Annotated in this window: 21 protein-coding genes; 9 read left to right on the forward strand and 12 right to left on the reverse strand. The window is 71.8% G+C overall.

From position 1 onward, the window contains the following. Positions 1-923: 923 nt before the first annotated feature. On the reverse strand, positions 924-1,949 hold the full coding sequence (locus tag ACZ6X9_RS01600) for an ATP-dependent 6-phosphofructokinase (RefSeq protein WP_004950879.1): 1,026 nt from the start codon (positions 1,947-1,949) through the stop codon (positions 924-926). A 286-nt stretch (positions 1,950-2,235) separates the two neighbouring features. On the opposite strand from ACZ6X9_RS01600, the gene pta reads away from it, so the two are divergent. The 3 genes from pta (at position 2,236) to pyk (ending at position 7,127) form a co-directional block, all read left to right on the forward strand. Then, positions 2,236-4,332 (forward strand): phosphate acetyltransferase, encoded by a 2,097-nt coding sequence (pta, locus tag ACZ6X9_RS01605; RefSeq protein WP_469775912.1) that lies wholly within the window; start codon positions 2,236-2,238, stop codon positions 4,330-4,332. Positions 4,333-4,376: 44 nt separating this feature from the next. Continuing rightward, positions 4,377-5,606 (forward strand): acetate kinase, encoded by a 1,230-nt coding sequence (locus ACZ6X9_RS01610; RefSeq protein WP_469775913.1) that lies wholly within the window; start codon positions 4,377-4,379, stop codon positions 5,604-5,606. 96 nt (positions 5,607-5,702) lie between these two features. Next, the gene (gene pyk, locus ACZ6X9_RS01615; RefSeq protein WP_469775914.1) at positions 5,703-7,127 is read left to right on the forward strand and encodes a pyruvate kinase; all 1,425 of its coding nucleotides are present in this window, start codon (positions 5,703-5,705) and stop codon (positions 7,125-7,127) included. Between the two features lie 87 nt (positions 7,128-7,214). On the opposite strand, the gene ACZ6X9_RS01620 is transcribed toward pyk, so the two are convergent. From ACZ6X9_RS01620 to ACZ6X9_RS01635, 4 genes are all read right to left on the reverse strand, one after another. Then, complete coding sequence (locus ACZ6X9_RS01620) at positions 7,215-8,624, reverse strand: hypothetical protein (RefSeq protein ID WP_469775915.1); 1,410 nt, start codon at positions 8,622-8,624, stop codon at positions 7,215-7,217. 12 nt (positions 8,625-8,636) lie between these two features. Next, positions 8,637-9,125, reverse strand: coding sequence for a DUF6114 domain-containing protein (locus ACZ6X9_RS01625; protein WP_469775916.1), 489 nt, complete (start codon positions 9,123-9,125; stop codon positions 8,637-8,639). Between the two features lie 118 nt (positions 9,126-9,243). Continuing rightward, the gene (locus ACZ6X9_RS01630; protein ID WP_469775917.1) at positions 9,244-9,915 is read right to left on the reverse strand and encodes a DUF6230 family protein; all 672 of its coding nucleotides are present in this window, start codon (positions 9,913-9,915) and stop codon (positions 9,244-9,246) included. Between the two features lie 593 nt (positions 9,916-10,508). Continuing rightward, positions 10,509-11,474: a tetratricopeptide repeat protein gene (locus tag ACZ6X9_RS01635; RefSeq protein WP_469775918.1), complete on the reverse strand. Its 966-nt coding sequence runs from the start codon at positions 11,472-11,474 to the stop codon at positions 10,509-10,511. Between the two features lie 207 nt (positions 11,475-11,681). On the opposite strand from ACZ6X9_RS01635, the gene ACZ6X9_RS01640 reads away from it, so the two are divergent. After that, on the forward strand, positions 11,682-12,329 hold the full coding sequence (locus ACZ6X9_RS01640; RefSeq protein WP_469775919.1) for a TetR/AcrR family transcriptional regulator: 648 nt from the start codon (positions 11,682-11,684) through the stop codon (positions 12,327-12,329). A gap of 212 nt (positions 12,330-12,541) precedes the next feature. Here the strand turns inward: ACZ6X9_RS01640 and ACZ6X9_RS01645 are convergent, their stop codons facing one another. From ACZ6X9_RS01645 to ACZ6X9_RS01665, 5 genes are all read right to left on the reverse strand, one after another. Further along, positions 12,542-13,687 (reverse strand): serine hydrolase domain-containing protein, encoded by a 1,146-nt coding sequence (locus ACZ6X9_RS01645; protein ID WP_469775920.1) that lies wholly within the window; start codon positions 13,685-13,687, stop codon positions 12,542-12,544. 104 nt (positions 13,688-13,791) lie between these two features. After that, positions 13,792-15,492 (reverse strand): acyl-CoA mutase large subunit family protein, encoded by a 1,701-nt coding sequence (locus ACZ6X9_RS01650; protein ID WP_469775921.1) that lies wholly within the window; start codon positions 15,490-15,492, stop codon positions 13,792-13,794. 215 nt (positions 15,493-15,707) lie between these two features. Continuing rightward, entirely contained in the window at positions 15,708-16,049 is a 342-nt protein-coding gene (locus ACZ6X9_RS01655; protein WP_469775922.1) for a DUF3817 domain-containing protein, read from the reverse strand. 224 nt (positions 16,050-16,273) lie between these two features. Next, on the reverse strand, positions 16,274-16,825 hold the full coding sequence (locus ACZ6X9_RS01660) for a MarR family winged helix-turn-helix transcriptional regulator (protein ID WP_469775923.1): 552 nt from the start codon (positions 16,823-16,825) through the stop codon (positions 16,274-16,276). A gap of 9 nt (positions 16,826-16,834) precedes the next feature. Continuing rightward, positions 16,835-18,292, reverse strand: coding sequence for an MFS transporter (locus tag ACZ6X9_RS01665; protein WP_469775924.1), 1,458 nt, complete (start codon positions 18,290-18,292; stop codon positions 16,835-16,837). 148 nt (positions 18,293-18,440) lie between these two features. Between ACZ6X9_RS01665 and ACZ6X9_RS01670 the strand changes: the two genes are divergently transcribed. Beyond that, on the forward strand, positions 18,441-19,535 hold the full coding sequence (locus tag ACZ6X9_RS01670; RefSeq protein WP_469775925.1) for an ArsR/SmtB family transcription factor: 1,095 nt from the start codon (positions 18,441-18,443) through the stop codon (positions 19,533-19,535). Here ACZ6X9_RS01670 and ACZ6X9_RS01675 read toward each other — a convergent pair. Both ACZ6X9_RS01675 and ACZ6X9_RS01680 read right to left on the reverse strand, forming a co-directional pair. Next, positions 19,492-19,785 (reverse strand): MTH1187 family thiamine-binding protein, encoded by a 294-nt coding sequence (locus ACZ6X9_RS01675; RefSeq protein ID WP_469775926.1) that lies wholly within the window; start codon positions 19,783-19,785, stop codon positions 19,492-19,494. The genes ACZ6X9_RS01670 and ACZ6X9_RS01675 overlap by 44 nt on opposite strands. Then, positions 19,782-20,126 (reverse strand): DUF3817 domain-containing protein, encoded by a 345-nt coding sequence (locus tag ACZ6X9_RS01680; protein WP_469775927.1) that lies wholly within the window; start codon positions 20,124-20,126, stop codon positions 19,782-19,784. The genes ACZ6X9_RS01675 and ACZ6X9_RS01680 overlap by 4 nt, the downstream gene beginning before the upstream one ends. Before the next feature lie 242 nt (positions 20,127-20,368). Here ACZ6X9_RS01680 and ACZ6X9_RS01685 point away from each other — a divergent pair, with 242 nt between their 5' ends. From ACZ6X9_RS01685 to ACZ6X9_RS01700, 4 genes are all read left to right on the forward strand, one after another. After that, positions 20,369-21,007 carry an AIM24 family protein gene (locus tag ACZ6X9_RS01685; RefSeq protein WP_469775928.1) on the forward strand — a complete coding sequence of 213 codons (639 nt, stop codon included), beginning with the start codon at positions 20,369-20,371 and terminating at the stop codon, positions 21,005-21,007. Then, a complete protein-coding gene (locus tag ACZ6X9_RS01690) occupies positions 21,007-21,657 on the forward strand; it encodes an AIM24 family protein (RefSeq protein ID WP_469775929.1) in 651 nt (216 codons plus the stop codon). Before ACZ6X9_RS01685 ends, ACZ6X9_RS01690 begins: the two co-directional genes overlap by 1 nt. Continuing rightward, the gene (locus ACZ6X9_RS01695) at positions 21,654-22,430 is read left to right on the forward strand and encodes an AIM24 family protein (protein ID WP_469775930.1); all 777 of its coding nucleotides are present in this window, start codon (positions 21,654-21,656) and stop codon (positions 22,428-22,430) included. Before ACZ6X9_RS01690 ends, ACZ6X9_RS01695 begins: the two co-directional genes overlap by 4 nt. 99 nt (positions 22,431-22,529) lie before the next feature. Further along, positions 22,530-23,006, forward strand: coding sequence for a MarR family winged helix-turn-helix transcriptional regulator (locus ACZ6X9_RS01700; protein WP_436780348.1), 477 nt, complete (start codon positions 22,530-22,532; stop codon positions 23,004-23,006). The last annotated feature ends 96 nt before the right edge of the window (positions 23,007-23,102 follow it).

Genomic DNA, 23,102 nt, shown 5'->3' on the forward strand with positions numbered 1-23,102 from the left:
CCTCTAGCTGCGCTCCCTTGATTATTCCAACACCACACCCCCGCCCCCGCGGGCGGGGGGCTGGCCCAGGCGCGGCGTGCCCCGCCGCGCCCCCCCCCCCCCCCCCACGCCGCTTTCGCGCTCCCCCTCAACGGCCTCTCAACGGCCTTTGAGCGCACGCCCGTTGCGATAGCATACGGACCAGCGCTGCACACGCGCCCCCCTTCACGAGGGACCCACGCACGTCGGGGTCCTCGTCCGGGAGGTCCTTCACGGGCTTCCACGGGCGGGGAGTCCGAACCCGGGCCCCCTCCGGAGCGGTCACCGGTCCTCTGGCCGCAACCGTCGAAGGGGGGCGCCGTGGGGCGTCACCGCAAGAAGCCTCTGCACGAGCGGATCGCGGCAGTGATCCGGGAGTTCTGGAGGTGGCTCAACGAACGGTGACCGCCAGTCCTCCGGAGTACTGAGGACTGACGGTCAGGATGCCGTCCGTTGAGGGCGGTGTCGGCTCTCGTCCCGGGGACCGCCGGGGCGGGAGCCTCTTTTTGGTTGTACGGCGACGACGCGGTGAGCGCCGCCTCGGTGACCGCCAGTCCTCCGGATAGCTGAGGACTGACGGTCAGGATGCCGTCCGTTGAGGGCGGTTGGCTCTCGTCTCCGGCTGACCCCCGGGGCGAGAGCCTCTTTTTTCTCTTGTGCTTCGCTGCAAATGAAGGGAGCACTTCGCCCAGGAAGACTCGTGGACGAAGCCGTGGGGCGTCCCCAACCCCAAGGATTCCGAAGACTCCCCAGGGCCACCAGCACTCTAGCGCCCCCGCACCACACCGTAAACGCCGCCGCGTCAAGCGCCGTACCCGCCAACCCCCGTACGGGGGAGGCGGAAAGCCGCGAACCGGAGCCTCCGGACGAGCCCTCCGCCCGCGAACCCTCGGCCCCTCAGCCGGTCAGAAAACCGACTCCGCCTCGTCCATCCGGTCCTCCGGCACCCGCTTCAGCTCGGTGATCGCGTCCGCCAGCGGCACCATCGTGATGTCGGTGCCGCGCAGCGCGGTCATCTTGCCGAAGTCGCCGCGGTGCGCGGCCTCGACCGCGTGCCAGCCGAAGCGGGTGGCGAGGACGCGGTCGTACGCGGTCGGGGTGCCGCCGCGCTGGACGTGGCCGAGGATGACCGGGCGGGCCTCCTTGCCGAGGCGGCGCTCCAGCTCGCCCGCGAGCTTGGTGCCGATGCCGGCGAACCGCTCGTGGCCGAACTGGTCTATGGCGCCCTTCTTGTAGTCCATCGTCCCGTCGGCCGGGTGGGCGCCCTCGGCGACGCAGATGACGGCGAACTTCTTGCCGCGGGCGAACCGCTCCTCCACCATCTTCACCAGGTCGGCGGGGTCGAAGGCCCGCTCGGGGAGGCAGATGCCGTGGGCGCCGCCGGCCATGCCGGACTCCAGGGCGATCCAGCCGGCGTGCCGTCCCATGACCTCGACGACCATCACCCGCTGGTGGGACTCGGCGGTGGTCTTCAGCCGGTCGATGGCCTCGGTGGCGACGCCGACGGCCGTGTCGAAACCGAAGGTGCGGTCGGTGGAGGAGATGTCGTTGTCGATCGTCTTGGGTACGCCGACGACCGGGAGACCGGCGTCCGACAGCATCCGGGCCGCGGTGAGAGTGCCTTCGCCGCCGATGGGAATGAGCACGTCGATGCCGTGCTCACGGGAGAAGTCCTTGGCGTTCTCGCACGCCTCGCGCAGCCGGGCGCGCTCCAGCCGGGCGGAGCCCAGGATGGTGCCGCCACGGGCCAGGATGCCGCTCACGGCGTCGAGGTCGAGCTTGCGGAACCGGCCGTCGAGCAGGCCCTTGAAGCCGTCCTCGAAGCCGATGACCTCGTCACCGTGCTCCGTGATGGCACGGTGCACCACCGAGCGGATGACGGCGTTCAGGCCGGGGCAGTCGCCGCCCGCGGTGAGGACTCCGATGCGCATCGTGCTGTGTCTCCTGCTGGTTCTGGTGGTCGCTAGTGGGACCTGTGAGCCGGACCCGATTGTTCCACGGGCCCGGCGGGCCCGCCGGGCTCGTACGGGCGGCCGTCAACGCACATTAACCAACACACTGACGATCTTCCGCCGAGCCTCTCGCCTTCCGCCTGACGAGCGCCTTATCCAGGGTCGCAGGTATTGTCAAGAGGGCAAGACCACCCTAACGGGTAATTTCACAAGCCGAACAAACGCCACCCGAACAGCACACGGCCATGGAGCAAGGAGAGCACGCGTGACGCGCAGCGTGTACGTGACCGGGACCGACCGCGGCGACGGACGCCAGGTCATCGAGCTGGGAGTCATGGAGCTCCTCACCCGCCAGGTGGACCGGGTCGGGGTGTTCCGCCCGCTCGTCCACGGTGACGGGCCGGACCGCCTCTTCGACCTCCTGCGCACCCGCTACCGGCTGGAGCAGTCACCCGAAAGCGTGTACGGCCTCAGCTACGCCGAGGCCGCCGCCCTCCAGGCCGAGAAGGGCACGGACGAGCTGGTCTCCCGGCTCGTCGAGCGCTTCCACGCGGTGTCCCGGGAGTACGAGAACGTCCTCGTCCTCGGCACCGACTTCATCGGCAGCAACCTGCCGGACGAGCTGGCCCTCAACGCGCGGCTGGCGAACGAGTTCGGCGCCTCCGTGATCACCGTGGTGGGGGGCGGCGGCCAGACCGCCGAGGCCGTCCGCGCCGAGGCCCGCAACGCCTGCCGCGCCTACGAGGCGCTGGGCTGCGACGTCGTCGCCCTCGTCGTCAACCGGGTGGCCCCGGCCGACCGCGAGGCCATCGCCGAGGGGCTGTCGGCGAGCCTGCCCGTGCCCTGCTACGCGCTCCCCGAGGACGCCTCGCTCTCCGCGCCGACCGTGGCGCAGATCGTCCGCAAGCTGGGTGCCGAGGTGCTGCTCGGCGACGACGCCGGGCTCAACCGGGACGCCAAGGACTTCGTCTTCGGCGGCGCCATGCTCCCCGTCTTCCTCCCGGCCCTGACCGACGGCTGCCTGGTGGTCACCCCCGGCGACCGCGTCGACCTGATCGTCGGCGCCCTCGCCGCGCACAGCGCCGGCGCCCCCTCGATAGCCGGCGTGCTCCTCACCCTGGACGAGCGGCCTGGACCGGACATCCTCGCGCTGGCCGGCCGGCTCGCCCCCGGCACCCCGGTGATCTCCGTACCCGGCGGCTCCTTCCCGACGGCGGCCGAGCTGTTCGCCGTCGAGGGCAAGCTGGACGGCTCGTCGCCGCGCAAGGCGGAGACCGCCCTCGGCCTGTTCGAGCGGCACGTCAACACCGCCGAGCTCACCGAGCGCATCGCCGTGGCCCGCTCCGGCCGCGTCACGCCGATGATGTTCGAGCACGAGCTGATCGAGCGCTCCCGCTCCGCCCGCCGCCGGGTCGTCCTCCCCGAGGGCACCGAGGAGCGGGTGCTGCGCGCCGCCGACGTGCTGCTGCGCCGCGACGTCTGCGACCTCACCCTGCTGGGCGAGGAGGAGGCCATCCGCAAGCGCGCCGCCGAGCTGGGCATCGACCTGGGCGAGGCGCAGCTCATCGACCCGCAGAAGTCGCCGCTGCGCGAGCGCTTCGCCGGGATCTACGCGGCGGCCCGCGCCCACAAGGGCATGACGGTGGAGCTGGCCCACGACGTCGTCGCCGACGTGTCGTACTTCGGCACGCTGATGGTGCAGGAGGGGCTGGCCGACGGCATGGTCTCCGGCGCGGTGCACTCCACCGCCGCCACCATCCGGCCCGCCTTCGAGATCATCAAGACCGCGCCGGGCGCGCAGATCGTCTCGTCGGTCTTCTTCATGTGCCTGGCCGACCGGGTCCTCGTCTACGGCGACTGCGCCGTCAACCCGGACCCGAACGCCGAGCAGCTCGCGGACATCGCCATCCAGTCCGCGGCGACGGCGACCCAGTTCGGCGTGGAGCCGCGGATCGCCATGCTGTCGTACTCCACCGGCACCTCCGGTTCCGGCGCGGACGTGGACAAGGTGCGCCGGGCGACCGAGCTGGTCCGCGAGCGCCGTCCCGACCTGCTGGTCGAGGGCCCGATCCAGTACGACGCGGCCGTGGACGCCGCCGTCGCCGCCACCAAGCTGCCCGGGTCCGAGGTGGCAGGCAAGGCGACCGTCCTCGTGTTCCCCGACCTGAACACGGGCAACAACACCTACAAGGCCGTGCAGCGGTCGGCCCACGCGGTCGCGGTCGGCCCGGTCCTCCAGGGTCTGCGCAAGCCGGTCAACGACCTGTCCCGCGGCGCCCTCGTCCAGGACATCGTCAACACCGTCGCCATCACGGCCATCCAGGCCCAGGGCGACCAGCGCGGCGACCGCGTCGAGCCGTGACGCCCCTCCCGCTCCCCGACGTTCCCCCCACCACGGAAAGCCCCATGACTGCCAACGCCCAGGCCACCTCCCGCGCGACCCGCGTCCTCGTCCTCAACTCCGGCTCGTCCTCGCTGAAGTACCAGCTCCTGGACATGGCCGACGGCTCCCGGCTCGCCGTCGGGCTCGTCGAGCGCATCGGCGAGGACTCCTCGCGGCTGGCCCACACCCCGCTGGCGACCGGCGGCACCAAGCGCGAGATCACCGAGCGGATCGCGGACCACACCGCCGCGCTCCGGGCCGTCGCCGCCGAGCTGGCCGCCGACGGGCTCGGCCTGGACTCCCCCGAGCTGGCCGCGATCGGCCACCGCGTGGTGCACGGCGGCAACCAGTTCACCGAGCCGACGCTGATCACCGACGAGGTGCTGGCGGAGATCGAGCGGCTGATCCCGGTGGCCCCGCTGCACAACCCGGCCAACATCACCGGCATCCGCACCGCCCAGGCGCTCCGTCCGGACCTGCCGCAGGTCGCGGTGTTCGACACGGCGTTCCACACGACGATGCCGGAGCACGCCGCGCGCTACGCGATCGACGTGGCCACGGCCGACGCGCACCGGGTGCGCCGCTACGGCTTCCACGGCACCTCGCACGCGTACGTCTCGCGGGAGACGGCGAAGCTGCTGGGCAAGGACCCGTCCGAGGTCAACGTGATCGTCCTGCACCTGGGCAACGGCGCCTCGGCGTCCGCCGTCCAGGGGGGACGCTGCGTGGACACCTCCATGGGTCTGACGCCGCTGGAGGGCCTGGTCATGGGCACCCGCTCCGGTGACCTCGACCCGGCGGTCATCTTCCACCTGGCACGGAACGCCGGAATGTCGGTCGACGAGATCGACTCGCTGCTCAACAAGAAGAGCGGTCTGATCGGACTGTGCGGCGACAACGACATGCGCGAGATCCGCCGGCGGATCGACGAGGGCGACGAGGCGGCGCGGCTCGCGTTCGACATCTACGTGCACCGGCTGAAGAAGTACATCGGCGCCTACTACGCGGTGCTGGGCAAGGTCGACGCGATCGCCTTCACGGCGGGTGTGGGCGAGAACGCGGCGCCCGTGCGGGAGGCCGCCGTGGCCGGCCTGGAGGAGCTGGGCCTGGCCGTGGACGCGGAGCTCAACGCGCAGCGCGGGGACTCGGCGCGGCTGATCTCCCCCGACTACGCGCGGGTCGCCGTCGCGGTGGTGCCGACCGACGAGGAGCTGGAGATCGCCACCCAGGCATACGCCCTGGTCAGCGCCTGATTCCTGCGGAACCGGGGGTTCCGGCCCCCGGTCCGCCCCTGTCATTTCCCACAGCTCGAATATTCCGCTCCGAAACAAACCGATAGGATCTGCCCCATGCGCCGTTCCAAAATCGTCTGCACCCTGGGCCCCGCCGTCGACTCCTTCGAGCAGCTTAAGACGCTGATCGAGGCCGGTATGAACGTGGCCCGCTTCAACATGAGCCACGGCAGCCACTCGGAGCACGAGGAGCGGTACCACCGCCTCCGCAAGGCCGCCGAGGAGACCGGCCGCGCGGTCGGCGTCCTGGCCGACCTCCAGGGCCCGAAGATCCGCCTGGAGACCTTCGCGGACGGTCCGGTGGAGCTGGTGCGCGGTGACGAGTTCACCATCACGACGGAGGACGTCGCCGGCGACAAGACGATCTGCGGCACCACCTACAAGGGCCTGCCGGGTGACGTCGCCAAGGGTGACCAGATCCTGATCAACGACGGCAACGTCGAGCTGCGCGTGACGGAGGTCGACGGCCCGCGGGTCAGGACCATCGTCATCGAGGGCGGCGTCATCTCCGACCACAAGGGCATCAACCTGCCCGGCGCGGCCGTCAACGTCCCGGCGCTGTCCGAGAAGGACATCGAGGACCTGAAGTTCGCGCTCGCGATGGGCTGCGACATGGTCGCCCTGTCCTTCGTCCGCGACGCCAAGGACGTCCTCGACGTGCACGAGGTCATGGACGAGGTCGGTCGGCGCGTCCCGGTGATCGCCAAGGTCGAGAAGCCGCAGGCCGTCGAGAACATGCAGGAGGTCGTCATGGCCTTCGACGGTGTGATGGTGGCCCGTGGCGACCTGGCGGTGGAGTACCCGCTGGAGCGCGTCCCGATGGTGCAGAAGCGCCTCATCGAGATGTGCCGCCGCAACGCCAAGCCGGTGATCGTCGCGACCCAGATGATGGAGTCGATGATCACCAACTCGCGTCCGACCCGCGCCGAGGCGTCCGACGTCGCCAACGCGATTCTGGACGGCGCGGACGCGGTCATGCTGTCGGCCGAGTCCTCCGTCGGCGCCTACCCGATCGAGACCGTCAAGACGATGTCCCGCATCGTCGAGGCGGCCGAACAGGAGCTCCTCTCCAAGGGCCTCCAGCCGCTCGTCCCGGGCAAGAAGCCGCGCACCCAGGGCGGTTCGGTGGCCCGCGCCGCCGCCGAGATCGCCGACTTCCTGGGCGGCAAGGCCCTCGTCGCCTTCACCAAGTCCGGCGACACCGCCCGCCGCCTGTCCCGCTACCGCGCGGCCCAGCCGATCCTGGCCTTCACCACCGACGCCGCCACCCGCAACCAGCTCGCCCTGAGCTGGGGCGTCGAGACCTACGTCGTCCCGCACGTCGACAACACCGACGCCATGGTCGACCTCGTCGACGCCGAGCTCCTCAAGCTCAAGCGCTACAACGAGGGCGACACCATGATCATCACCGCCGGCTCCCCGCCCGGCGTCCCGGGCACGACCAACATGGTCCGCGTCCACCACCTCGGCCGCGAGAACTGACCTCGCGCCCGAAACGGCCATGGCCGCCACCCCTCCCGGGGGTGGCGGCCACGGCCGTTTCCGGCTTCCGGCTCGGCTCGACTCCCGCTACGGATACACCCCGTCCGTCACGTAGACGCGCATGTTCGGGATGGTGAGGGAGCCGCCGAACTGACCCGCCTGGCGGATCTTCACGTCGGTGAAGAAGATCGGGATGGGCAGCTTGAGGCCCGGGATGAGCGGGGGCGGGTGCTCGGCGGTGTAGTCGGCGGCGAAGAGCGGGAGGGTGCTGCCGAGGAGCTTGCCCTTGAGCTCCTCCGTGTACATGGTGACCCGGCTGCCGTCGATCGTCGCCGCGGCGCCCGCACCGGTCTGGTGGTAGATCTTGCCTCGGTCGTTGACCATGGCGTGGAGCCGGCCGATCTCCAGTTTGTCGGCGCTGAACTTGAGGACGGACTTCTTCCGGCCGCCCGCCGTGGTGATCTCCTTGACGCCCTCGTAGGTCAGCCCGGTCAGCGTGAGCTTGTTCGACTCCATGAACCAGGGGTTGTCGGCGAAGGCCGCCTGACCCTGGTCGCCCTGCTTCTTGACGGCCGGGCAGGGAAGCGGCGTCTTCGTACCCGACGCCCCCGGGGACGGGGTGCCCGAGGGGCTCGCGGAGGAGGACGGGTCCGGGGACGCCGTGGGGGTGCGGCCGGGCGACGGGGTGTCCCCCGGAGCCGGCTCGCCCGACGGGTGGGCGGCCTTCTTCGCCGCCTCCGCCTTCTTGGCCGCCTCCGCCTTCCTCCGTGCCTCGGCGGCCTTTTCCGCCGCGTCCCGCGCCTTCTCGGCGGCGTCCTCGCTCGCTTCCGACGACGGTGTCGTCGCGGGCGGTGCCGGAGTGCCGCGGGTTCCGCTCGGGGACGGAGTGGTGGCCGGGGACGGAGTGGTCGTGGGCTGCGGAACCGGTGGCGGTGTGAGCGGGCCGGGGAGCGGCGGAGGCACCGGCAGCCTGCCACCCGGCTCCTTGGGGCCGTCCGTCCGGTCCGCCGGCGGGGCGGGGGGGGTCGACCGCCCCGGGTCCGGTGTGCCGGACCCGTCGGCGGGGGGCGCCGGCCGCTTCGTCGCCCCGCCCTTCGGCCCGTCGTCGTCCTTGCCGTCCTCGTCCTTCTTCTTGTCCTTCGACTTGTCCTTGCCCTTCTCCTCGCCGTCCTCGGTGACACCGCTCGCCCCGGGAGACGGCGTGGCGGAGGACGATGTTCCGGGAGACGGTGTTCCGGAAGACGGCGTCGCGGACGGCGATCCGTCCGGAGCCGTCAGGCAGAAGGCGTCGCCGAAGGGGCTCGGCTCCCCCGGCTTGGCGGACGCCAGTTGGGGCGTGAAGCCCATGCCCATGAGCACGGCGGTGGGCATGGCCGCCAAGGCGACGGCCTTCCCCGCCGGCATGTGCAGCCGGGACAGCAGCGACTTCCGGGCCGCGGCATGCCGCGGCCCGCTTCTCGGCGCGCTCTGCGCGCGCTCGACGTCATCGGTCGGCACGGTCGCCCCCGTTCATTCCTTGACCAGAGAGGGCCCACCGGGCACGACGGACGGCGCCTCGGAGGGTCCGCCGTCGGCACCGGGCTCCCCCGCCTCGGCGGCCGGCCGGCCCGGCATCCAGGAGACGCCCAGCCCGCCGCCCACGAGGGCCAGCAGGAATCCGATCAGGAAGGCGCCGAAGTTCGAGACGACCAGGGAGACCAGGCCCAGCAGGATCGTCGCCACCCCGGCGAAGATCCGCGACTGCGGCTGGAACCACATCGTCAGTCCCAGGACGATGAGCAGCACCCCGATGATGAGGGAGCCCGCGCCCGCGGTGGTGGCCATCCGGATGTGGAGGTCACCGATCGACATGGTCTGGTACGGGATGTACATGACGGGGATGCCCGCCAGCAGGGTCCACAGCCCGCCCCAGAACGGGCGCCTCCCCCGCCACCCCTTGAAGGCACGGCGTGCGCGGCCGAACGAGCCTGACTGCTGCGATCGCGTGTCGGCGCTCATGGGTACAGCTCCTCGGGGCTGGCGAATCAGTGGTACGCGGTGCTCGCGGGCGGCCGGGTGAGTGCCCGTCGCCCGGGCGCGGGGGCGGGGCTTCCCGTGCCCCGCGCCCCGCGAGGGGTCAGTCGTCGGCGCCCTTCAGGTCCGAATCCTTGAAGCACTCGTTCTTCCCGAAACCGACGCTCATCTTCAGGCCCTTGAGCGTGAAGGTCCCGGCCGAGGTGGCCCAGGCCCGCTGCTTGGCGTCCTTGAAGGTCACCTTCTCCGCCTGCTGGGCGAAGGAGCCCGGGACGTACGTGTCGCCCGACGACGGGCCGGGGCCCTTGCCGCCGTTCTCGCCCTTCTTGGTGCTGTCGACGGAGACACCGATATCGATCTTCTCGAACCTGGCGTCGGCGTTGAGGACGTCCGCGTCGATGTAGAGGTTCGTCGCGTCGACCTTGTCGTCCTCCTTGGGGCCCTGGCCCGCCCGGAGTTTCATGGACACTTCGCCGAGGCCCTTGATGGGGATCGAGACCGACTGGCACAGGTTGCTGATCGTGGCGTGGTTCAGGCCGACGACAGCCACCGGGTGGGGGCCGGACTTGTTCTTCTCGAGCGCGCCGTACTGGACGAAGTCCTCGCCCACCATCTCGCCGGCCGACACCTGGAACTGCTGGCCGGAGACGCTGAACGACGCCGCCAGCGCGCCCTGCGCGATCGCCATCGTGACCGCCGCCGCCGCGCCCACACTCGGGACCATGACGACCGCGAACCGCTTCCATCTGGTCCCGCCGCGTGCCTGGGACTTCATGACTTGCCTCCTTCTCGGACGTACACCCCGGAACGGGCCGATGACCCCTGGCCCGGGGTGGGAGACGTGCTACGTCCTCGGAAGCGGAGCGCCGTCGCCTTGCGGTGGCCTCCAACGCCAAGCCGCGACCGAAACACCGGCGATCACCCCCGAGCGACAACCACGTGGCCACGCGTGCGCGCAACCTCCGGGACAGGCCCCGCCGTTGGCGGCGGGGACCCCCCTGTCCCACGGCCGGCGGACAGCCGCCGGCCGCACCCGGTGGGGACCCAACGCCGGGCGCCGGCCGGATGCCGGGCCGCGGTGCTGGACCGGGTTGCGCCGATCGTGGTCGATTCCGGGGCAGGGCACAAGAGGTTCATTACTTGCGAGTAACGCCCGGATAACCCCGAGGAGTCCGGCTCGCGACGGGCGGGCACGGGGCGTGAGCGGCGCGATGCCGGAAAAGTGGCGGCATGAACGGAAAAACCCGGGCGGAAGCCCGGGTTTCCCTTACCGCAAGTAACTGCGGCCGCGTTTATAAAGATTTGATATACCGCGACCGGTGGTTCGTTTGTGACAATCGTGTGAGCGGAGTGTTCAGAAGCGGAGCGTCAGAACAGCGCCCGCGACAGCGCCGCACGCGCGACCGTCACCCGCGGATCGTCCGGACCGATGACCTCGAAGAGCTCCAGCAGCCGGACGCGCGCCGCGTCGCGGTCCTCGCCGGCCGTGCGCCGGATGACGTCGATCAGCCGGCCGAACGCGTCCTCGACGTGTCCGCCGACCAGGTCGAGATCAGCCGCCGCGATCTGCGCCCGCACATCGCCCGGCGCGTCGGCCGCGGCCTTGCGCACCTGCTGGGCGTCCACCCCCTGGACCCGCCGGAGCAACTCGGCCTGCGCCAGGCCCAGCTTGGCCTCGACGTTGCCCGGGTCGTCGGACAGCACGTTCTTGTACGCCTGGACGGCACCGCCCAGGTCGCCCTTGTCGAGGGCGTCGTGGGCCGCGCCCAGCGCCGCGTCGTACGGCCCGGCGGGACGCGCGGGCACCTGCGCCTCGTCGTCCGCACCCGGCGCGACGGGCGCGCCGACGATGCCGAACTGCTGCTCGGCGACCTGGACGAGCTGGTCGAGCACCTGGCGGATCTGCGCCTCGGGCGCCGCGCCCTGGAACAGCGGCAACGCCTGCCCGGCCACCACCGCGAAAACCGCGGGGATGGACTGGACGCCGAACTGCTGGAACAGCCGCTGGTTGGCCTCGACGTCCACCTTGGCCAGCACGAACCGGCCCGCGTACTCCCCGGCCAGCCGCTCCAGGACCGGGCCGAGCTGCTTGCAGGGCTCGCACCAGTCGGCCCAGAAGTCGATGACGACCGGCACCTCGGCCGACCGCTGGAGCACCTCGTGCTCGAACGACGCCTCGTCGACGTCGAGGACCAGGCGTCCCGCGCCCGCGGGCACACCGCCCTGGCGGGCCGCCTCGGCCCGCGCCTGCTCCGCCTTCTGCTTGGCTTCCCCGGCCGCCTTCACCGCGGCGAGGTCGACCACTCCACTCATGGACATGTTCCGTGGCTGCATGGGCCTATCCTCCCCCCTCCGCGCGGCGATCGGAAAAGTACGCAGCGGTACACAGCGAATTCGACGCCGGGTCCCCACCTGGCGTCCGTGGTTGTCGCTCACTCTTTCGCTACGACTCGTAGCGTAACTAAAAGCCCACGACCGCGGCAGAGCGCCTCCCGTGATCTGGCTCATACCCGTGTGACTACCCGGCGGTAAGGTCGCCGTATGACGTCCGCCCCGCCGCCCCCCGCACAGCGCGCGAGCGGTCGCACGGGCCGCCCCCGCAGCGCCGAGGCCGACCGCGCGATCCTCGACGCGACCCGCGCCGCGCTGGTGGAACTCGGCTGGGGCAAGCTGACGATGGGCGACGTCGCCGCCCGCGCGGGGGTCGCCAAGACGACCTTGTACCGGCGCTGGGCCGGCAAGAACGCCCTCGTCGTCGACGCCGTCGCCGACCTCTTCGACGAGCACCTCGAACTCCCCGACCGCGGCAGCCTCCAGGCGGACATCGAGGGCGTCGTCCTCCGCTTCGCCGCGCTCCTCGACCGGCCGGAGACGAAGACGGCTCTGATGGCCGTCGTGGCCGAGTCGACGCGGGACGAGGTGCTGCGTGAGCGCATCCGCTCCGCGATCGTCGAACGCCAGAAGGGCCTGGTCCTGCTGGGTCGTGCCCGCGCCCAGGCTCGCGGGGAACTCCCCCGCGAGGACGAGCCGGCCGTCGCGGCCCGTACCGCCGATCTCATCTTCGACGTCATCGCGGGGGCGGTCGTGCATCGGACGCTGGTGAGTGCGGAGCCGGTGGACGCGGAGTGGGCGCGGGGGTTCACGGCGTTGCTCATCGGGGGGTTGGCGAGCGCGGCTTCGCCGCGGTAGGGGTGCCCCGGTCCCGCCCTTTCGCCGTTTCTGCGGGGAGGGCCCCGCACCCCCCTGAAACCGCGCTCCGCGCGGTTGTCCTCAAACGCCGGACGGGCTGGAGTGGGCGCCCTATTCAGCCCGTCCGGCGTTTGAGGACGAGCGGCGAAGCCGCGACAAGCGGGGTCTGGGGCGCAGCCCCAGGAAACGGTGAAGGGGCGGGGTCGGGGCCCTCACCCCTCCAAACACCCCCGCACCGCCGCCACCAGCCGCCCCGCCCGCTCATCCCCCTCGCCGATCATGCGATTGGCGACATACCCGAATCCGACCTCGAACGCGTCGTCGCCGAAGCCCAGATGCCCGCCCGCGCCGTCGTGGCCGAAGCTGCGGGGGCCGAGCAGGGGGACGGCGGGGGGTGAGTCGAGGTGGAAGCCGACGCCCCAGCGGACGCCGAGGTCGGGGAAGCCGGACCAGGAGGCGCCGGAGGACTGCGGGCGCAGGGCGGCGGTCACCGTGTCCTCGGTGAGCAGCCGGGGCGAGCCGTCGACGCCGGTGACCGCCGCCGCGTAGGTCGCGGCGAGGCCGCGGGCGGTGGAGACGGCTCCGGTGCCGGGGATCTCGGCGGTCAGGAAGTCCTTGGCGTTCCAGCCGCGCGGGTGGTCGAGGCCCGGGAAGACGAAGGCGCCGTTCATGGTGAGGATGCGCGTGAAGAGGTGGTCGGGGCCCGGGAGGGCCGGCGGCTCGCCGTCGTACGCGAGACGGGCCAGGCCCTCGTACTCGTCCTCGGGGACGCCGATCCAGGTGCGCAGGCCCAGGTCGTCGGCGACGGCGGAACGGAAGTACGCGCCGGGGGTGAGGCCGGTGATCCGCCGGACCAGCTCGCCGGCCAGCCAGCCGAAGGTGTGGCCGTGGTACTCGTGGGTCGTGCCGGGCTCCCAGAGCGGCTTCTGCTCCTCCAGGGCGCGGACGACCGGCGTCCAGGCGGTGATCTCCGCGAAGGACGGGCTCGCGTCGAGGACGGGGAGGCCGGCGCGGTGGCCGAGGACCATGCGGACGGTGATGCCCTCCTTGCCGTTCCGCGCGAACTCGGGCCAGTAGCGGGCCACGGGCGCTTCGAGGTCCAGCAGGCCCCGCTGGGCGAGGAGGTGGACGCAGACGGCGAGCACGCCCTTGCCGGCGGACATCACCGGGACGGCCGTGTCCGCCTCCCAGGGGCGGCCGGTGCGCTCGTCGGCGGTGCCGCCCCAGAGGTCCACGACCTTGCGGCCGCCGTGGAAGACGGTGACGGCCGCGCCGAGCTCCGTCGTCTCCGCGAAGTTCCGCGCGAACGCGTCCGCGACGGCTCCGAAGCCCTCGTCCACGTGTCCGTCGTAGCGCATGCCCGTTCCCCCTGAATCGCGTCCGCACCAAGATCGATGCCTGGTCACCCTAACGAGGGGTGACCAGGCATTTCGAACGCATTTAGGGTTCCGGGAGCTCGGGGTCAGAAGCCCGCCGGCTCCGTGTACGTCCCCCACTCGTCCCGCAGCACGTCGCAGATCTCGCCGAGCGTGGCCTCCGCGCGGACCGCCTCCAGCATCGGCTCGATCATGTTGGAGCCGTCGCGGGCCGCGGCCAGCATGGCGTTCAGGGCGGCGGTGACGGCGGCGTCGTCGCGGGCCGCCTTGCGGTCGGCCAGGACGCGGACCTGCTCGCGCTCCACCTCGTGGCTGACGCGCAGGATCTCCAGGTCACCGGTGACCGAGCCCTCGTGGCAGTTGACGCCGACGACCCGCTTGTCGCCCTTCTCCAGCGACTGCTGGTAGCGGAAGGCGCTCTCGGCGATCTCGCCGGTGAACCAGCCGTCCTCGATGCCGCGCAGGATGCCGGAGGTGATCGGGCCGATCGGGTGCTTCCCGTCCGGGTGGGCGCGCAGGCCGCGCTCCTTGATCTGCTCGAAGATCTTCTCGGCGTCGGCCTCGATGCGGTCGGTGAGCTGCTCGACGAACCACGAACCACCCAGCGGGTCCGCGACGTTGGCGACGCCCGTCTCCTCCATCAGCACCTGCTGTGTGCGCAGCGCGATCTCGGCGGCCTGCTCGCTGGGCAGCGCCAGGGTCTCGTCGAGGGCGTTGGTGTGGAGGGAGTTGGTGCCGCCGAGGACGGCGGCGAGGGCCTCCACGGCCGTGCGGACGACATTGTTGTACGGCTGCTGGGCGGTGAGCGAGACACCGGCGGTCTGGGTGTGGAAGCGGAGCCACTGCGCCTTGTCCGTCTTCGCGCCGTAGACCTCCTTCATCCAGCGGGCCCAGATCCGGCGCGCCGCGCGGAACTTGGCGATCTCCTCGAAGAAGTCGAGGTGCGCGTCGAAGAAGAAGGACAGGCCGGGGGCGAAGGTGTCCACGTCCAGGCCGCGGGAAAGCCCGAGTTCCACGTACCCAAACCCGTCGGCCAGGGTGTACGCGAGCTCCTGCGCGGCCGTGGCCCCCGCCTCGCGGATGTGGTAGCCGGAGACGGAGAGCGGCTTGTAGGCGGGGATGGCGCGGGTGCAGTGCTCCATCAGGTCGCCGATCAGGCGCAGGTGCGGCTCGGGGCCGAACAGCCACTCCTTCTGGGCGATGTACTCCTTGAAGATGTCGGTCTGGAGCGTGCCGTTGAGCACGGCCGGGTCGACGCCCTGGCGTTCGGCTGCGACGAGGTACATGCAGAAGACCGGCACGGCCGGGCCGCTGATCGTCATGGAGGTGGTGACGTCGCCGAGCGGGATGTCCTTGAACAGGACCTCCATGTCGGCGGCCGAGTCGATGGCGACGCCGCAGTGGCCCACCTCGCCGAGCGAGCGGGGGTCGTCGGAGTCGCGGCCCATCAGGGTCGGCATGTCGAAGGCGACCGAGAGGCCGCCGCCGCCCGCGGCCAGGATCATCTTGTAGCGCTCGTTGGTCTGCTCGGCGTTGCCGAAGCCGGCGAACTGGCGGATGGTCCAGGTGCGGCCCCGGTAGCCGGTGGGGTGCAGGCCCCGGGTGAACGGGTACTCGCCGGGCCAGCCGATGCGCTCGAAGCCCTCGTACGTGTCGCCGGGGCGGGGGCCGTAGACCGGGTCGACCGGGTCGCCGGACAGGGTGGTGAAGTCGGCGTCCCGCTTGCGCGCCGCGTCGTAACGGGCCTGCCAGCGTCCGCGTCCCGCTTCGATGGATGCTGCGTCCATGGTGGTGCCGTCCGCCTCTCCGGGCTCCCGCGCGACCCCGCGCGGGACTCGACCGCCGGGCGGCCCCCGTCGTCGCGGGCCGTCCCGGGGACGTCGAACTACTAGAAGCCACGAAAAACTACTAGGACGTCCTAGTAAATCGTCGCGCAAGAAAGCCCCGGACACAAGGGGTGTCCGGGGCTGTCCGTTCCGGGGGGTGCCCCCGCCGGGCGGGGTCAGGCGACGGGCGACGGAGCGGCCGCCGGCTCCGCGAACAGGGGCTCCAGCTCCCGGGTGACCTTGCGCTCCACGAAGAAGGCGGCCGTCGGGATGGTGCCCGCCAGCAGGATCCAGGCCAGCCGGCCGAACGGCCACTTGGCCTTGGAGCCCATGTCGAAGGCGAAGACCAGGTACAGGACGTAGAGCCAGCCGTGGGCGATGGCGACGACCCGGAGGGGGCCGGCCACCCCGTCCATGTCCAGTCCGTACTTGGCGATCACGCCGATCGTCAGCAGGACCAGCAGCACGCCGGTGATGTAGGCCAGGGCACGGTAGCGGGTCAGGACGGAGCGCTTCATGGGGGAGAGCGTAACGGCACCATCCGGGGCGATCTTCGCCGCCCCTGGCGTGGGTGAAGGGTGCCTGGTGAGACGGGTGCGGGGCGTGTCGCGCGGCCCGGCCGGAGGGCGGACGGGCCCCTGCCGGAGGGGCGGACGGGCTCCCGCCGATCCGCTGCCGGAGGGGCGGACGGGCCGTCACCGACGGCGGCGGACGGGTTCCCGCCCGGGGCGTCGGGCGGCCTCTACCCCGCCCGGTCCGCCCGGTCCGCCGAGGTGCCCTCCTCCGAGTCCTCGGTGAAGTCCGACGCCGCCACCCGCAGCGGCCGCAGGATGCGGAAGATCTCCGCGCACTCCTCCGCGTCGTACACGCCCAGCCCGAAGTCCATCGCCATCAGGTCCCGCGTCGCCGCTTCCACGACCTCGCGCCCCTTGTCGGTGATCGACGCGAGCGTGCCGCGGCCGTCCCTGGGATTGGGGCGCTTGTCCACGAACCCCGCCGTCACCAGGCGGTCCACCGTGTTGGTCACGGACGTCGGGTGCACCATCAGCCGCTCCCCGATCTTCGACATCGGCAGCTCGCCCGCCTTGGAGAAGGTGAGCAGCACCAGCGCCTCGTAGCGCGCGAACGTCAGCCCGTACGGCTTGACGACGGCGTCGACCTGGCCGAGCAGGATCTGGTGGGCCCGCATGATCGAGGTGATCGCGGCCATGGAGGGCACCGCGCCCCAGCGCCGCTCCCACAGTTCGTCGGCGCGGGCGATGGGGTCGAAGGGGAGGCTGAGCGGCTTGGACACGGCACGACCCTATCGCCCGGCCTCTTCCCCGGCGCCCGCGTTCCGGGATCCGGACCCGGCCCGGATCCCGGGCCGGCGGGCGTCGGTGCGTACCGAGCGGACCGACCGGGCCACGGCCGCCGTCGCGAGCGCCCCCGCCGTACCCGCGCCCGCGATCACCGCCGACGGTGGCGCGAACTCGGCCGCCGCCCCCGCGAGGGCCATGCCCAGGCCCTGGACGGTCATCAGGCCGGCCGTCTGGAAGGTCATCGCCCGCCCGCGCAGCTCCTCGGGGACCGCCCGGACGAACCACTGGTCCACACCGAGCGTGTACAGCATCCCCGCGCCCGCCAGGGCCAACGCCGGCAGCGCCCAGGGGACGGACGGACGCCAGGCGAACGCCAGGAACGGGAGCAGGGAGACGACGGCCACCGGCAGCGCGGCCCGTTCCCGGGCACCGGGGCCCAGCAGGCCGCCCGCCAGGGCCTCCCCCACGATCGCCCCGACGGGCATCCCGCACATCAGCAGCCCCAGCCCGACCGGGCCGGCCCCGACGGCGTCGGCGTACGAGGCGGCGAGCGCCTCGGGGGCGACGAGGAAGAACGGCGGCACCCAGACCAGGAGCACCAGCCCGCGTACGCGCCGGTCGGCCAGCAGCCGCCAGGTGCCCGTCAGCGAGGTCCGCAGCAGGCCCTCGCCCCCGCCGGCGCGCGCCGGGCGGCGGCGGGTGCCCAGCCGCAGCAGCAGCGCCGACGCGAGGAAGCCCGCCACGGTCACCAAGAGCGCCCGCCGGGGTGCGAGCACGGTCAGCAGCAGGCCCCCGGCGGCGAACCCGGCGAGCTGCGCCCCCTGGGAGACCAGCCGGAGCAGCGAGCGGCCCAGGACGAACAGGTCGCCCTCGCCCAGGATGTCCCCGAGGGTGGCCGCCCGGGTCCCGGCGAACACCGGGCTCACGACGGCGCTGACGCAGCGCAGCACCAGCAGGACGCCGACCGGTGTCCAGGGCAGGGCCATCGCCGTCGCGGCTCCGGCGCACAGCAGGTCGCAGCAGACCAGGACGCGGCGGGCCGGGTACCGGTCGGCGATCCCGGACAGCAGGGTGCCGCCGACGAGGTACGGGAGGAACCCGAGGGCGAACGTCAGCGCGCTGAGCAGCGGCGATCCGGTGATCCGGAAGACGAGGACGGACAGGGCGAGTTCACAGACCACGACGCCGAGCAGGGACAGCAGATGCGCGGCGAAGACCGCCCGGAACTCCGGTACGGCGAAGACGGCGGCGTAACCGGTCCGCGCGGGCGGGGCGTCGTGCCGGGCGGGGGGAGACGGGGGTGCGGGAGAGACAAGAGGGGCGATAGGGGCGAGGGGAGCAGGGGAGGCAAGAGGAGCCGACTGCGCAGAGGAAGTCGGAGGAGCAGGAGACGGAGGGGACGGAGGGGACGGAGGGGACGGAGGGGACGTGGGGGAATCCGGGGAAGTCGAGGAGCCCATGGCCGAAGCATTCCGACCGCCGGCAGCCCGCTCTAATCTTTCGGCCTGAGACGAATCCGTCCACCGGAGGCGCACGGCGGAACGGCCCGGCGCCGACCGGGGACGAGGGGACGAGCCGCGCCGACCGGGGACGACCGGCTGGGGGGCCATGCCGTACCACCTGTACTTCGGACCCGATGACCTGCTGCGCTGCCGCTTCGCCGTGTCGCCGCTCTGGGAGACGCAGGAGGCGCTGCGCACCCTGCACCAGCCGGAACGGCACGGGTACTACGGCCCCTGGCTGCGCCGGGTACGGGAGGCGGCGGCGGGGATCGACTTCTCGGCCTACCGGCTGGTGATGCCGCGCCGCGGGTACTCGCCCGACGTCCTCTGTCCGCCGCCCCGCGACCCGTCGGCGTCCTTCGCGGACGAGCTGGCGCGCGTGCGGACGGCGGCCCCGGAGCTGGTCAGGGAGGAACTGGCCCGGTCCCTCGCCGACACACCGGGGGCCGCGGAGTCGGAGCGGGGCCGGGCGATGCTCGCCGACCCGGCCGCGGCGCTGCGGGAGTTGACCGCCGTCCTGGAACGGGCCTGGCGGTCGCTGCTCCTCCCCCACTGGTCACGGCACCGGGCCCTGCTGGAGGACGACGTGGCGTACCGGACCCGGCAGGTGGCGGACGGCGGTCTCGAGCGGTTGTTCGCGGACCTGCACCCCGCGCTGACCTGGCGGGCCGGCACCCTGACCATCCGCCACCAGGGCGATCACGAGCGGACGCTGCGGGGCGAGGGGCTGTTGCTGGTGCCGAGCGCCTTCGTCTGGCCGAAGCCGGTCGGCGGCTTCGACCCGCCCTGGCAGGCCACGCTGGTCTACCCGGCGCGCGGCATCGGCGGCCTCTGGGCCTCGCCCGCGGCGCCGTCGGACGCGCTGATCAGGCTGCTGGGCCGCAACCGGGCGGCCCTGCTCGCCGGCCTGTCCGCCCCGGCGACCACGACGGACCTGGCCGAACGGCACGGTCTGGCGCTCTCGTCGGTCTCGGCGCACCTGACCGTGCTGCGCGACGCGGCGCTGCTGACCGCGCGACGGCGGGGCCGGCGCGTGCTGTACGAGCGGACGGCGCTGGGGACGGCGGTGGCCGAGGGCCGAACCGGCCGGGCGCCGGGCGTCGGAGGCCGCGGCACCGGGCCGGCCCCGGTGGGTTCCGGGCGGGCGGGCCGCCCGGTCAGGACGCCAGGTGGCGCTCCACCGTCTCGACCTTGCTGGTGAGGCCGTCCGTGACGCCCGGGCGGATGTCCGCCTTGAGGACGAGGGAGACCCGGCCGCAGCGGGCCTCGACGGCCCGGACGGCGCGCTTGACGACGTCCATGACCTCGTCCCACTCGCCCTCCAGCGAGGTGAACATGGCGTCGGTGCGGTTCGGCAGGCCGGAGGCGCGGACGACGCGGACCGCTTCCGCGACGTACTCGCCGACGTCCTCACCGGCACCGATCGGGGTGACGGAGAAAGCGACGATCACGCGCCGACCACGCCTTCCTTGCGGGCCCGGGCGGCCATGACGCTCGCCTCGGCCTCACGGCGCAGCTTGCGGTCCGCGAAGAAGCCGCCCAGCGGGATGACCGAGAGGGCGAAGTAGAGGGCGGCGGTCTTGTTCTCCCACTTGGCCCGTTTCCAGGCGTCGATCCAGAAGAGCACGTAGATCAGGAACAGGAAGCCGTGCACCATGCCCATGGCGGGCACGGCGTTGAAGTCGGTGGTGCGCTTGAGGACCGAGCACGTGATCAGCAGCAGGAACGACGTGGCCTCGGGCGCGGAGATCAGTCGGAGCCGACGCAGAGCGGAGGCGGTCTTGAGGTCCACGGGAAAGCACCCTTTCCGTCGGGAGTGGCGGGACGGTCACGCACTGCAGCGATCTTGTGAGTGCGTTCACAAGTTCCGCCCATTGTTGCAGTCCCCTCCGGCACCCCCGGATCGGGGTGGCGCCCGGGCCGGCATCAGGGATGCGTTCGAGCCGGGACCAGGGATGTTCTCGGGGACGGCTCAGGGGTCGATCCGGGACCGGGGCCTGTCGGAGCGGCGCCGGCGCCCGCTAGCGTCGAGGCGTGGCACAGTTTCGGCTCCAAGGGAGCAAAATCCTCGCCGTCGACATGACGGGCGACGCGGTCAAGGCCAAGAACGGGTCCATGGTCGCGTACGAGGGCGACATGACGTTCAAGAAGATGACCGGTGGCGGTGACGGCCTGCGTGGCATGGTCACCCGCCGGCTCACGGGGGAACAGATGACGGTCATGGAGGTGAAGGGGCGCGGCACCTGCTACTTCGCCGACCGGGCGAGCGAGATCAACCTGGTGAGCCTCCAGGGCGAGACGCTCTACGTGGAGGCGAGCAACCTCCTCTGCACCGACTCGGCGCTGCGCACCGGCACGTCGTTCACGGGTCTGCGCGGGGCGTCACAGGGCAACGGCCTGTTCACGACGACCGTGGAAGGCACCGGGCAGGCGGCGATCCTCTCGGAGGGCACGGCGATCGTGCTGCGGGTGACGCCGCAGACGCCGCTGTCCGTGGACCCGGGGGCGTACATCGCGCACACGGGCGGCCTCCGGCAGCACTTCCAGTCGGGGGTGAACTTCCGGACGTTCGTGGGCGAGGGGTCGGGCGAGGCGTTCCAGATCCGCTTCGAGGGCGACGGGCTGGTGTACGTGCAGCCGAGCGAGCGCACCACCTTCGGGGGTGACGTCTGATGCCGTTCCGTTCGCTGAACTCGCGCATGGTCGAGGCCCAGGTGCTGCCGGGGCAGCGGCTGTTCAGCCAGCGCGGCGCGATGCTCGCGTACAAGGGCGAGGTCTCCTTCACGCCCAGCATCACGGGCGGCCAGGGCGGCGTCATGGGGATGATCGGCCGCCGGATCGCCAACGAGGCCACCCCGCTGATGACGGTGGAGGGCAGCGGCACGGTGATGTTCGGGCACGGCGGTCATCACGTCCATGTGATCGACCTGACCGGTGACACCCTCTACGTGGAGGCGGACCGGCTGCTGGCGTTCGACGGTTCGCTCCAGCAGGGCACGATGTTCATGGGGTCGCAGGGCGGCGTCATGGGCATGGTGCGCGGCCAGGTGACGGGCCAGGGTCTGTTCACCACGACGCTCAAGGGGCACGGCGCGGTGGCGGTGATGGCCCACGGGGGCTTCGTCGAGCTGCCGATCCGGCCCCAACAGCCCGTCCACGTCGATCCGCAGGCGTACGTCGCGCACCGCGGCGACGTGCGGAACAAGCTGTCGACGGCGATCGGCTGGCGGGAGATGATCGGCCGCGGCTCGGGCGAGGCGTTCCAACTGGAGCTGTCCGGCAGCGGCACGGTCTACGTCCAGGCATCCGAGGAGAAGCTGTGAACGGCCCGGTCATCCACGACGCGTACACGCTGCCGGTCAACGACAACGTCAATCCCTACGCGTTCAGCGTGGACCTCGACGGGCAGTGGTTCCTGCAGAAGGGGAAGATGATCGCCTACTTCGGGCAGATCAGCTTCCACGGCATCGGCCACGGCCCCCTGGACCGGCTGATCCGCAGCAGTTTCCACTCGCCGTTGCACGCGGCGGACTGGGTGGTCGCCGAGGGGCGGGGCAGGATGCTGCTCGCGGACCGGTCGTTCGACGTCAACTCGTACGACCTGGAGGAGGGCAACCTCACCGTCCGGTCGGGCAACCTGCTGGCCTACCAGCCGACCCTGGCGCTCAAGCAGTCGATCATCCCGGGGTTCGTGACGCTCATCGGCTCGGGGAAGTTCGTCGCCGCGTCCAACGGTCCGGTGGTGTTCGTGGAGCCGCCGATCCGGGTGGATCCGCAGGCGCTGGTCGGCTGGGCGGACTGTCCGTCGCCGTGCCACCACTACGACCACGGGTACCTGCGCGGAGTGCTGGGCGGGGTGCGGATGTTCACCGGTTTCGGCGGGACGTCGGGCGAGGAGCACCAGTTCGAGTTCGTCGGCGCCGGCACGGTACTGCTGCAGTCCAGCGAGCAGTTGATGGCCGAGCAGCCCACCGGGGCGCCGCCGGACGAGGCGGGTGTGCCGGGGGGCGGCACGCCTTCGACACATGGGAACCAGCCATCCGCCCCCCGGCTCCCCGGCCAGTTGGGAGACCTCCAGCGCCGCTTCGGGCTGTGAGCGGTACCCTGCGGAGTGTGACGTCGAACGCCTGACCTCCCGTTCCGGCCCCACATTCCAATTGGTTCGCTTTTCAACTTTCTTAGGTAGAATCTCACCATGGACACCGAGAACGGCACACGTTGGCTCAGCGATGAGGAACAGCGCACCTGGCGTACCCATCTGGACGTCAGCAGACTGTTGATGCACCAGCTCGAACGGGACCTCCAGCCGTTCGGACTGACCAACAACGACTACGAGATCCTGGTCAACCTCTCCGAGTCGAAGGACCACCGGATGCGGATGAGCGATCTCGCCGCCGCGACCCTCCAGTCGAAGAGCCGCCTCTCGCACCAGATCACGCGGATGGAGAACGCGGGTCTGGTCCGCCGGGAGAACTGCGAGTCCGACCGGCGGGGGCTGTTCGCCGTCCTCACCGAACAGGGCTGGGAGACCATGCGGAAGGTGGCCCCCCACCATGTGGCGTCCGTCCGGCAGCACTTCATCGACCTGCTGGGCCCCGGCGAGCTCAAGGCGCTGCACACCTCGCTGACCCCGGTGGCCGACCACCTGCGGGCCGCGCGGGGCAAGGGCTGATCCACAGGCCGGGGGCCCACGGCCGCCACCTCCGTGGGACGGCACCGGCCCGGCCGTTCGCGTCCGAGGAGTCTCGGGCACGAACGGCCGGGCCGG

Source organism: Streptomyces sp. NPDC052910, from assembly GCF_055585605.1.

Bases quoted from the DNA above. Each gene is read 5' to 3' on its own strand.
- ACZ6X9_RS01600 (WP_004950879.1), bottom strand. From the start codon at position 1,949: ATGCGCATCGGAGTCCTCACCGCGGGCGGCGACTGCCCCGGCCTGAAC.
- ACZ6X9_RS01610 (WP_469775913.1), top strand. From the start codon at position 4,377: ATGACTGCCAACGCCCAGGCCACCTCCCGCGCGACCCGCGTCCTCGTC.
- pyk (WP_469775914.1), top strand. From the start codon at position 5,703: ATGCGCCGTTCCAAAATCGTCTGCACCCTGGGCCCCGCCGTCGACTCC.
- ACZ6X9_RS01625 (WP_469775916.1), bottom strand. From the start codon at position 9,125: ATGAGCGCCGACACGCGATCGCAGCAGTCAGGCTCGTTCGGCCGCGCA.
- ACZ6X9_RS01630 (WP_469775917.1), bottom strand. From the start codon at position 9,915: ATGAAGTCCCAGGCACGCGGCGGGACCAGATGGAAGCGGTTCGCGGTC.
- ACZ6X9_RS01635 (WP_469775918.1), bottom strand. From the start codon at position 11,474: ATGCAGCCACGGAACATGTCCATGAGTGGAGTGGTCGACCTCGCCGCG.
- ACZ6X9_RS01640 (WP_469775919.1), top strand. From the start codon at position 11,682: ATGACGTCCGCCCCGCCGCCCCCCGCACAGCGCGCGAGCGGTCGCACG.
- ACZ6X9_RS01645 (WP_469775920.1), bottom strand. From the start codon at position 13,687: ATGCGCTACGACGGACACGTGGACGAGGGCTTCGGAGCCGTCGCGGAC.
- ACZ6X9_RS01650 (WP_469775921.1), bottom strand. From the start codon at position 15,492: ATGGACGCAGCATCCATCGAAGCGGGACGCGGACGCTGGCAGGCCCGT.
- ACZ6X9_RS01655 (WP_469775922.1), bottom strand. From the start codon at position 16,049: ATGAAGCGCTCCGTCCTGACCCGCTACCGTGCCCTGGCCTACATCACC.
- ACZ6X9_RS01665 (WP_469775924.1), bottom strand. From the start codon at position 18,292: ATGGGCTCCTCGACTTCCCCGGATTCCCCCACGTCCCCTCCGTCCCCT.
- ACZ6X9_RS01670 (WP_469775925.1), top strand. From the start codon at position 18,441: ATGCCGTACCACCTGTACTTCGGACCCGATGACCTGCTGCGCTGCCGC.
- ACZ6X9_RS01690 (WP_469775929.1), top strand. From the start codon at position 21,007: ATGCCGTTCCGTTCGCTGAACTCGCGCATGGTCGAGGCCCAGGTGCTG.
- ACZ6X9_RS01700 (WP_436780348.1), top strand. From the start codon at position 22,530: ATGGACACCGAGAACGGCACACGTTGGCTCAGCGATGAGGAACAGCGC.